A 10,642-nucleotide genomic window follows, 5' to 3' on the forward strand; every position below is an offset into this window, starting at 1 on the left:
TAAAGTAAAGCCATCTTTTGCCAATCAAAATTTTTGTTTTCGTACCTTTGGCTTTTCACAATAAAAATGACAAACGAGAGAAACTATTCAGGATATTTTATTGTACCGAATATCAGCACATAGCAGTTCTCATTTTAAATCTTAGTTCAGCATGAAAATTGGAATTATTGGTGCCATGGAAGTCGAAGTAACAAAGCTTCGCGATCAATTGACCAAAAAAAACGTACAAAAAATAGGCTCCTTTGTTTTTTATAGCGGTAGTTTACATGGAGTAGACATTGTTCTGCTACAATCGGGTATTGGAAAAGTGAATGCAGCCATTGGAGCCTCGCTACTCATTAATAATTTCAAACCAGATTATGTAATTAACACCGGTGCTGCTGGCGGATTTCCTGGTGATTTGAAGGTTGGAGATATTGTGATATCCGAAGAAGTAATTCATCACGACATGGATTGTACAGTTTTTGGCTATAAAATGGGACAAGTTCCTGGCATGCCAGAAAGTTTCACTGCCGACAAGAGACTTATTTCGTTGGCCGACAAAACAGTTCATCAATTAGGCAATTTAAAAAGCAAAAAAGCAAGCATTCTCACTGGCGATCAGTTTATGAATAATGCCGAAGCAACTCAAAAAATAAAAACATTGTTTCCATCGGCCGAAGCCGTTGAAATGGAAGGTGCTGCCATTGCACAAACCTGTTTTCAATTTCAAATTCCATTTGTTGTTATCCGATCTATTTCGGATATTGCAGGACAAGAAAATGCAATGGAATATCAGGAATTTGTTGAAATAGCTGCCGTTAATTCAGCAAAAATGGTGAGTGTTATGGTGCATGAATTAGGAAATCAGAACTAAAAAAAAGAACATGGAAAAAATAGCAAGCTTTACAGTAGACCACAATAAATTAAAAAGAGGAATTTATGTTTCTCGAAAAGACAAAGTTGGTGCCGAAACTCTAACCAGTTTCGATATTCGTACCAAATTACCCAATATGGAACCAGCCATGGACATACCTGCCATGCATACCATGGAACATTTAGGAGCTACTTTTTTAAGAAATCACAAAAAATGGGCCGACCGAACCATATATTTTGGTCCTATGGGCTGCAGAACTGGATTTTACCTCATTTTTCAAGGTGATTTGAATTCCAAAGACATTGTAGATGTAACCCGCGAAATGTTTGATTTCATGTCTGATTTTGAGGATGAAATTCCTGGAACCAACAAAATTGAATGCGGAAATTACATGAGTCATGATTTGCCAATGGCAAAATGGGAAGCCAAAAAATACAAGGAAGAAGTATTAGCACATCTTACCGAAGAAAATTTAAACTACCCAGAATAAACAAATTTATAAAAGGAATACAAGAGGCTGTCATTTTCAAAGAAAATGAACAGCCTTTTTTTTGCTTAAATTTTATTACATTTAGTCATGAAAAACAATGGCAAAACATGAAAATTTCTGGATACAAATTCCTTTTTATTACCTTTTTAATTGTACTCATTCCCATTTATGGCAATTGGAGACTCATATTTTATGGAAAAAAAACAGAAGGAGTTGTGGTTAGAATCATTGAAGAAAATGCGAGCATGCTATTGTCTTTCTACTCCATTATTTCCTATGAAGCAGATCAAAAACAATATGTTTTAAAAGGTCCTGAAAATGTTGAATATACAATTGGTCGAAAATTCAAAATCCTTTATTTGCCTGAAAAACCCAAAAATGCAATTATCTATTCAATTAAAGGAATCTACTTCAATCGTTTCACACCCATTTCAGTGGCTTTATTCATTCTATGGATTGCCTTCTATTTGAGTTTTTCACCCAAAAGTACTCATCGCAAATCGGGAAAACAAAATAACAATTGGAACAAAACACTAGGTAGAAAAAAATTACTTTAAAAAGCAATCGCGTTCCAATTGTTTCTGCAATTCAACAATCATCAACAATTCAATTTTTATTTATTTTGTTTACTAAGTGATCTTTTTACAAGCTTTGAATAAAATATACACCAAAAATACCATGAAAACCGCAAAACCATAGGGGTAATATTATGAGATTTTACTAATTTGCAACATTCTTTTAGAAATTACTAATTCAAAAATTAATAACGTGAAAAAAACTTTCATTTACGTGCTTCTTGCTGGCATTGGTTTAACAGCCTGCAACAGCAATAAAAATAAGCAAAATACTGACAATCCGTTTTTTGCTGAGTATAACACACCTTACCAAACACCACCTTTCGATTTAATTAAATTCGAGCACTACGAACCTGCTTTTCTAGAAGGCATTAAGCAAGGATTACAGGAAATTGATGTCATTGCGAACAGTAAAGATGCACCAACATTCGAAAATACCATTTTGGCTTACGAAAAGGCTGGTAAATTACTAAATAAAGTCAGCGATGTTTTCTACAACCTTAAAGGTTCAGAAAACAATGACTCTATTGCTGCATTGGCTAAAAGAATGTCACCACTTATGACAAAATATGGTGCAGACATTAGTTTAAATGAAAACTTATTCAAAAGAATTAAATCGGTTTACGATCAAAAAGATGATTTAGACTTATCTGTAGAAGAACAATCGATGTTGGATAAAGCTTACAGTAGTTTTGTTCGTAGCGGTGCCAATTTATCGGCTGATAAAAAAGAAGAATTGCGAGCTATCGATTCAGAACTTTCAGCATTAACACTACAATTTGGAGACAATGTTTTGCAAGAAACAAATAACTTCGAATTGGTTCTCGATAATGAAGAAGATCTTGCTGGCTTACCAGAAGCGGTTGCTGCCACTGCTGCAGAAACTGCAAAAGCAGAAGGTAAAGAAGGTAAATGGGTATTCACAACTCAAAAACCAAGCATGTTGCCTTTCCTACAGTACGCCGAAAATCGCGACCTAAGAAAGCAATTGTACATGGGATATGTAAATCGTGGAAACAACAACAATGAGTTTGACAACAAAGAAATTGCTAAACAAATTGTCAACCTTCGTATTAAACGAGCTCAGCTTTTCGGATTTAAAAACCATGCAGAATATATTCTGGACAAAAACATGGCTAAAAACCCTGAAAATGCCTTTAAATTATTGAACCAACTTTGGGCAGCAGCCATACCAAATGCTAAAAAAGAAGTTGTCGAGATGCAAAAAATAATCGATCAAGAAGGTGGCAAATTCAAGCTAGCTTCATGGGATTGGTGGTACTATTCCGATAAAGTAAAAAAAGCAAAATACAATTTAGATGAGGAAGAATTAAAGCCTTATTTCGAAATTAACAATGTTCGCGAAGGTGCTTTTACTTTAGCCAATAAATTGTATGGAATCAAATTTGTTCCTCGCAACGACATCGCTAAATTCAATCCTGAAAATCAGGTATTCGAATTGCAAGAAGCTGATGGTTCTCACATCGGAATTTTCTATTTAGATTATTACCCTCGAGCTTCGAAACGTGGTGGTGCCTGGATGAGTTCTTTCCGTAAGCAATCGGGTTTTGGAACCGACAAGCCAGTTACTCCTGTAATCATGAACATTTGTAACTTTACCAAGCCTGTTGGCGATACTCCATCTCTCTTAACTCCTGAAGAAGTAGAAACCTTATTCCACGAATTTGGTCACGCTTTGCACGGATTTTTATCCAAATGCAAGTACAACATGTTATCGGGAACTTCTGTTTCTCGTGATTTTGTTGAACTTCCTTCTCAGGTAATGGAGAACTGGTGTTTCGAACCCGAAATGTTAGCCCTTTATGCTAAACATTATCAAACTGGCGAATTGATTCCTGCTGAATTGGTTCAGAAAATTCAAAATGCTTCCAAGTTCAACCAAGGATTTGAAACCATTGAATACCTAGCAGCTTCATTGTTAGACATGAAATATCATACCCTAAGCGAAGAGTTGACCGAAAATGTAATGACTTTCGAGAAAAAATATTTGGATGAACTTGGATTGATTCCAGAAATTTATTCAAGATACCGTTCTACTTACTTCAATCATATTTTTTCTAGTCCGGTAGGATATTCAGCAGGTTACTACGCATACATTTGGGCTGGTGTTTTAGATTCAGATGCATTTCAAGCATTCAAAGAAACTGATTTATTCAACAAAGAAACTGCCAAAGCTTTCCGCGATAATGTTTTAGCAAAAGGGGGAACTGAAGATCCAATGGTATTGTACAAACAATTCAGAGGTGCAGAACCTAGCATCGATCCTTTACTAATTAAGCGAGGATTGAAATAATATAAAATCATAGCTTTTGGCAAATGCCATACGTGATTTTCAACTAAAATAAAAAATCCAGTTCATATTTTAATGAACTGGATTTTTTTTATTTCTAAAACAATCCACAATCCGAAAATCAAAACTAATCTTCTATTTCGGCTTCTTTAATATACATTCTAAGCACTTTTTGCTGCATAGCATCCAAAGGATAACCTTCAGGTTCCAACACAAAATTCATGGCAATACCATCTAACATAGAAGCTAAAAATCGCGCTTCCATTTTCGGATTCTCAATTCCCTCTTTCTTAAAATACTTTTTAATGATATCCAGTAAAGGATTTACAATTTCATTAAGTTCTTGTTTGTATTGATCCACAACACCTGGCTGTAGACGCAAAGAATAGAATAGTCTAAAAAAATCAAGATTCTTTTCTATTGAATCAAAGTAATCATTAATAAAAAACAAAAGTTCCACTTCCTGCAACTCACCATCCTGATTAGGATCAATTCCATCAAACATCAAATGTACTGCTTCAGCCACAATGGTGTGCAGCAAATCTTCTTTGGATGAAAATAGAGAGAATAGCTTTTGTTCGGTAATTCCAGCTTCATGTGCCAACAATGCACCTGTAGTAGCAAAGTATCCATCCCTCACAAAAATCTCCAATCCTATATTTATAACATCCTTCTTTACCAACTCATTAGTAGATTTATTTTTTGTTGCGCCCATAGTGTTTAATTTTGAAAGTTCAGCCTTTTCAACCTAAGTTACAACAGAAAATAGCTTCCATCCAAAATAAATCAACTCAACATCCAATCAAAATTTGAATTTTTTTTAGATAAAAGAGCATTTTCAATCCATAATAATGAATTTATTCTGCTTACAAAATCAGTTCTATTTAGGATAAATAGTACTAGCTCTCAAACCTTATCGCAACAGAAATTAGGAATTATGCTATCAGCTAATCTTCATTCATCCAGTTGATAGACGCTTGCATAGTAGCAAAGGGTTTCACATGTAGGTCTTTTAATCGAGCATGGGCAAGCATGGGCAAAATTGTTTTTTCAGGCGTATTGACAATTACAGCCAACTTTAGCTGAAACAGTTTATTATTCTGACGAATAAATTCCAAAACTTTGGGAAACTCGCTTATATTAATTAGCATATTGGCTTGAGTAAAATCGGTAATAATACCCACAATTTCTTGCTCCACATATTCCTTAAAAATGTGTATGAACGATTCTCTTATGTCTGTCACTTCAACATCTCCAAAAAATTCACGCAAAACAATTGTGTTCTTTTCAGTCTGTATTATTTTATAACTAACCTCTGCCATAAATTGGTATTTGGGAAAATATCTTTATAAAAAATAATTTGAAGTCCATAAAAAATGAATTAAGCGCCTTAACTATACTCGAACCATCCGACAAGGGCAACAGATTTCTATTTTAATGAGAAGAATTTATTTCTTCAGATCCATTGCCAATCGATTCATCGAAATCATGTCGAAATCACCAAATTTCTCTACCTCGTAATTTTTAACAAATTTCTGATTAATCAGAAATAATTTACTGTTGTAAGTATCCTGAGAATAGGTGTTTTCGCTATGAAAATCATCAAAATTGGTAAAATTTAACGGACAAGTGGATAGTTCCCAATTATCATCTTCGGAACTCATGAATAGCAAAGGCAAACCATGTGTGCGACAAATAAAGGGTCTAGACTCATAGATCTGACACAAATCATTCACCAAGAAATTACAATCGTCGGCTTCCTCGTTTAACTCCTGATATTCTTTGGGAGGATTTGCTTTCAGTTCCTCCAAAATACTGAAATACTCTACCGGCAAAACCGAGAAATGCATACAACACTCCGAACAACCCTTTTTGCAAGCCATCTCTTTCTGATGCAATTTGGTTAATTTATTGCTTATCTCGCTTGCTTCATTTCTCAGTTCACGATAGTTTTCGACTTCAACTTGTACTTTATCCTTCATCACGTTCCATTTTTACTATTGCAAAAATACGTATTTACACCACTATTCCAACTCAAAAGGCAATAGATCCCCCAATTCATTGCGCTCTGGAGTCACTAAAGCACGAATCGGAAACACTTCCACCCCACATTCGTGTACCTCTTTCAATCGTTTGGCGTAATCAGGATCAATATCATAGGCAGGTGCAAAAACCTCCACATCGGCACGTTGAATCACATAAACCATTACCGCTCTTTTTCCTTCCTTCTTCACTTGAAGTAAGGTGTCCAAATGCTTTTTGCCTCTGCTTGTTACTGCATCTGGGAATCGTGCGTACTCTCCCACTTTCATACTCACGTTTTTCACCTCTACAAAACATTCCCCCTGATCGTTGCTGGCAAATACATCTAATCGACTGTCCTCAAATTTCACTTCCCTCTGCACGTTTGAGTATCCTTCCAAACCTTCAAGCTTTTGATCTTTGATAGCTTGGTACACCAGTAAATTGGGCACTAGGGTATTAATCCCCACCCAAGAATCCCCGATCTTAATCATCTCCCAAGTGTACTTTGTTTTCCGTTTGGGATCATCAACGTAAGTTAAATAAACCTCAGCACCTTCAACAACACAAGTTTTCATACTTCCGGTATTCGATGTGTGCGCCACCACTACTTCGCCTGTGTCCAATTCTACATCCACTAAAAATCTTTTGTAGCGACGAATTAAACGTGCATGTACAAGCTTATTAGGAAAAATCATCATGATAATTTGTTTTTGAAACTCAAAGGTAAGCAGATTTCGCCTATTTTTGCCAAGTCGAATAGAGATGAACTACTATGATACCTTCAAAAATTGCACCTAAACTATTTATTTACAACCCCACCTGCGAAATGGCTATTGCCAATGGAACAGTTAGCTATATGCCTAATAAAACACTTACCAAGTTCGAGCACGATTTGGATTCCTTACCGCTGTTTTTTGCTCAAAAGCATGACTATGTTCTGGTTCATAATTTACCCGATAAGAAATTTTTACATTTACTGGAAGAGGCAGACATTTCCATTCCAAATTTCGAGCTACTTAACAGCGCACTTAACCAGGCAGATTTTATTCGCATGCCAAAACACAGTCTTCATCCCTGGGGATGGAGTCCGAGAATTCATCATATATTTAAGCCTTTTAAAGAATCGTGCAGTGCTGAATTTTTGAACCAACCAAACGCTTTTTGGAAAGAAGAACATAGACAGTTATACACAAGAAAAAAAGCCATGGAAGTACTACAATCGGCAATTACTAGCAGCGAAGACAACCTGTTTATTCAAATGAGTCAGGCTGCGCAACAATGCTACTCTGTTGCAGAAGTGGAACAACTCCTAAAAAGCTGGAAACAAATTGTGATTAAAACGCCCTTGAGCTCGGCTGGCAGAGGCATACAAATACTTCGCTATTCCACACTAAACCAATCAATTATTCAATCGATAAATGGTATTATTGCCTCCCAAGGCTATGTGATGGTAGAGGCATTTTTGAATAAAAAGTGTGACTTTTCTTTGCAATATTATTGCGACGGAAAGGGAAAACTCGACTATTTAGGCTTAGGCTTCTTCCATACAGATTCGAAAGGACAATATTTGAGCAATTACCTGGGAGGAATGCCTACGGAAGTAGAAAAAATATTGCCCAATGACAGAATTGAAAAGCTGCAATATTGTATGACAAAGATCATCGCCGAATCGGATATTTCGACTAAATATACTGGCTATTTTGGTGTGGATTGTATGTTGATTCTCGATGCAGAGAATCAATTAAAAATACAACCCTGTGTAGAAATCAACCTTCGCTACAACATGAGTACCTTGGCGATTTTTCTAAATGAACACATTCATCCAAACACGAAAGGAGAATTTAAAATTTTCCACAAAGCCAAATGTAGCTTCCATCAGTTTCATGAAGAAATGAACCAAAAACATCCACTCGAAATGGAAGATGGAAAATGGAGCAAAGGATACCTCCCCTTAGTGAGTCCTTTTCAAAACAAAACGTTTGGAGCCTATATTCTTCTAAAGAAAAACTAGCGTCGACTTTTAAGCATAAAAAATCCCCTTCCAGTACAGGAAGGGGAATGCAAAAAAGCTGATTTTTAATGATGATGATGCTCTTCTGCAGCAAAATACAAGTGAGAGAGCTCATGAACGGCGCTCTTTAGCTTCTCAACATACTGTAGGTCTGTAGTTTGTTTTGATTTCATGGCATACACACAAATCTCGTGCAACACTGCCAAAAGTTGTGCATTTTTCTCCTTTACTTTGGCATCATCCGAAACTTTTATTCTTTGAAACATGAAATATTGTGTAGTAATGGTCTGAATCTTGTTCGCATGATCTTCCTTATTGGTGATCCATCGAACAAGTTGATTGTAGTCTACTTGTTCGGCCGATGATAATTCATTGACCTTGTTCATACTTTTCTCAATGGTTTCAATGTCTTCCAATAGCATGGTTATCCGAAGAGAATCGGCATAAATACCACAAGGAATCTCGCAGTGTGCATAACTTGATTTTGAATTTCCCAACACAAATACTAACAACACAATGCTAGCAATTCCTATTTTCGAGATTACATTTTTCATTTTTATCAATCTATTTAGTGAATAATTTAATTTTCTTATTTAAAATTAATCTAAACATTGATAATACAAAAATATATAACTTTTTATTTCGACTTCAATTACAGCCAGCCTACCTAAGAATCTGCATGACTGTGCTATTCCTCTACGTAATTTTTTTACTGCCCCGAAATGGGGAAGCCCTCTTTACTAGCAAACCATATTCTGAAAATTAGTACTAGTTTAAGATAGATTACGTAATTTGAGACATATTATACTGAAATTTTCAAGAAAAATAAAGTTTCGAAACTTACTATTATTTCGCATTCAATAAATACGCCATTGTAATTCTGTTTGATCCAGCAAAAAAGAAGAACTAAAGACCTCTATAGAATCAATTACTAAAAACAAGAAATGTTTTCACATTATAATAAAGATAAATCATGGAGAGATTTCAAATTTTCAAAAAACAAAGAGGAATACAATTGTTCTATATGATTTTTGGGCTTTCTAGTCTGACACTTGGTATCACTCTTCTAATTAATACATTTGAAACAAGCTTTAGAACAAATTTCCCTGATGGAGATTGGAATGGCGTTATTTATAGCCTGCAAGGTATCATATTCTTCACCATCGGCCACCTTTGGCGAAAAAATGAAAAGTATTTTATCGAATGGAATAATGAAGAGTTAAGATATCTATTCCCTAAAAATAAACTAATAGAAAACATAAAATGGTCAGACATTAAAGGGATCAAAATAGATACATTAAAAATCAATATTGAATTATCGGGAGATCACAAAATCATAAACCTAGATAATTTGCAATACAAGGAAGTGAAAAGAATCAAAGAAAAATTTGAAGAAATGAATGCAACAATTTAATAAATACGATCAGCATTCGAGGTGAAAATTGCAGAGTAAGGTATTATTGCCACTCTAAACTTATCGAAGAATCTCTAAATTAACAGCAGATGTTTCGACAGCTTTTAATATTTCAACTTTATATTGTAGCACAAAAAAAGCCATCCCGAAAGGATGGCTTTTCAGTATCGTTTTGTAATTTCTTACATGTTCATTCCACCACAAACGTGAATGGTTTGTCCGGTTACGTAAGAAGAAAGATCAGAACCTAAGTACACACAGGTTTTTGCAATTTCTTCAGGAGATCCTCCTCGTTTCAATGGAATTTTTCCAGCCCATTCTTTCACTACATCCTCAGGAAGTTTACCTGTCATTTCTGTAATGATGAAACCTGGAGCAATCGCATTGGAACGAATGCCACGAGAACCCAATTCTTTCGCCACCGATTTAGTGAAACCAATGATACCCGCTTTAGAAGCAGAGTAGTTAGCCTGACCAGCATTACCGCTCACACCCACCACCGAGCTCATGTTAATGATAGAACCGCTGCGTTGTTTCAACATGGTTTTTTGAACTGCTTTGGTAAAGTTAAATACCGATTTCAAGTTCACGTTAATCACCATATCCCACTGCTCTTCGGTCATACGCATTAGTAAAGTATCCTTAGTGATACCCGCGTTGTTCACCAAAATATCAATAGCACCAAAATCAGCCATAATCTCAGCAACCACTTTATCGGTATCGGCAAAGTTACTTGCATCAGAAGCATAACCTTTTGCTTTTACACCATAGGAAGCAATTTCTTTTTCAGTTTCGATTGCTTGTTCGTTATAGAACAAATCAGTAAAAGCAACATTAGCACCTTGTTTTGCAAATTCAATTGCAACCGCTTTACCAATACCACGAGAAGCACCGGTAATAATCGCTGTCTTTCCTTCTAATAACTTCATGAAATTCTATTTTTATTTTTTATTTCCAATC

At 35.5% G+C, this 10,642-nt stretch carries 12 protein-coding genes; 6 read left to right on the top strand and 6 right to left on the bottom strand.

The annotated features are described in order from the left end of the window. Window positions 1–151: 151 nt before the first annotated feature. From mtnN to ABYT26_RS02955, 4 genes are all read left to right on the top strand, one after another. Window positions 152–856, top strand: a complete 705-nt coding sequence (gene mtnN / locus ABYT26_RS02940) for a 5'-methylthioadenosine/S-adenosylhomocysteine nucleosidase (RefSeq protein WP_372751398.1) — start codon at window positions 152–154, stop codon at window positions 854–856. A 10-nt stretch (window positions 857–866) separates the two neighbouring features. Beyond that, window positions 867–1,346 (top strand): S-ribosylhomocysteine lyase, encoded by a 480-nt coding sequence (locus ABYT26_RS02945; RefSeq protein WP_372751399.1) that lies wholly within the window; start codon window positions 867–869, stop codon window positions 1,344–1,346. A gap of 107 nt (window positions 1,347–1,453) precedes the next feature. Continuing rightward, a complete protein-coding gene (locus tag ABYT26_RS02950; protein WP_372751400.1) occupies window positions 1,454–1,903 on the top strand; it encodes a DUF3592 domain-containing protein in 450 nt (149 codons plus the stop codon). Between the two features lie 211 nt (window positions 1,904–2,114). Continuing rightward, the gene (locus tag ABYT26_RS02955; RefSeq protein WP_372751401.1) at window positions 2,115–4,235 is read left to right on the top strand and encodes a M3 family metallopeptidase; all 2,121 of its coding nucleotides are present in this window, start codon (window positions 2,115–2,117) and stop codon (window positions 4,233–4,235) included. A gap of 124 nt (window positions 4,236–4,359) precedes the next feature. Here ABYT26_RS02955 and ABYT26_RS02960 read toward each other — a convergent pair whose 3' ends face one another. From ABYT26_RS02960 to sfsA, 4 genes are all read right to left on the bottom strand, one after another. Beyond that, window positions 4,360–4,947, bottom strand: coding sequence for a TetR/AcrR family transcriptional regulator (locus ABYT26_RS02960; protein WP_372751402.1), 588 nt, complete (start codon window positions 4,945–4,947; stop codon window positions 4,360–4,362). A gap of 232 nt (window positions 4,948–5,179) precedes the next feature. Further along, window positions 5,180–5,554, bottom strand: a complete 375-nt coding sequence (locus tag ABYT26_RS02965; RefSeq protein ID WP_372751403.1) for a hypothetical protein — start codon at window positions 5,552–5,554, stop codon at window positions 5,180–5,182. A 126-nt stretch (window positions 5,555–5,680) separates the two neighbouring features. Further along, window positions 5,681–6,214: a YkgJ family cysteine cluster protein gene (locus tag ABYT26_RS02970; protein ID WP_372751404.1), complete on the bottom strand. Its 534-nt coding sequence runs from the start codon at window positions 6,212–6,214 to the stop codon at window positions 5,681–5,683. Between the two features lie 42 nt (window positions 6,215–6,256). Beyond that, window positions 6,257–6,955, bottom strand: a complete 699-nt coding sequence (gene sfsA, locus ABYT26_RS02975) for a DNA/RNA nuclease SfsA (protein ID WP_372751405.1) — start codon at window positions 6,953–6,955, stop codon at window positions 6,257–6,259. A gap of 74 nt (window positions 6,956–7,029) precedes the next feature. On the opposite strand from sfsA, the gene ABYT26_RS02980 reads away from it, so the two are divergent. Further along, window positions 7,030–8,268 carry a hypothetical protein gene (locus ABYT26_RS02980; RefSeq protein WP_372751406.1) on the top strand — a complete coding sequence of 413 codons (1,239 nt, stop codon included), beginning with the start codon at window positions 7,030–7,032 and terminating at the stop codon, window positions 8,266–8,268. 65 nt (window positions 8,269–8,333) lie between these two features. Here the strand turns inward: ABYT26_RS02980 and ABYT26_RS02985 are convergent, their stop codons facing one another. Then, on the bottom strand, window positions 8,334–8,822 hold the full coding sequence (locus ABYT26_RS02985) for a superoxide dismutase [Ni] (protein WP_372751407.1): 489 nt from the start codon (window positions 8,820–8,822) through the stop codon (window positions 8,334–8,336). A 419-nt stretch (window positions 8,823–9,241) separates the two neighbouring features. Between ABYT26_RS02985 and ABYT26_RS02990 the strand changes: the two genes are divergently transcribed. Continuing rightward, window positions 9,242–9,682, top strand: coding sequence for a hypothetical protein (locus ABYT26_RS02990; RefSeq protein WP_372751408.1), 441 nt, complete (start codon window positions 9,242–9,244; stop codon window positions 9,680–9,682). Window positions 9,683–9,864: 182 nt separating this feature from the next. Here the strand turns inward: ABYT26_RS02990 and fabG are convergent, their stop codons facing one another. Further along, the gene (gene fabG, locus ABYT26_RS02995) at window positions 9,865–10,611 is read right to left on the bottom strand and encodes a 3-oxoacyl-[acyl-carrier-protein] reductase (protein WP_372751409.1); all 747 of its coding nucleotides are present in this window, start codon (window positions 10,609–10,611) and stop codon (window positions 9,865–9,867) included. Window positions 10,612–10,642 lie beyond the last annotated feature (31 nt).

The organism is Labilibaculum sp., from assembly GCF_041595635.1.
Lineage (GTDB): Bacteria > Bacteroidota > Bacteroidia > Bacteroidales > Marinifilaceae > Labilibaculum.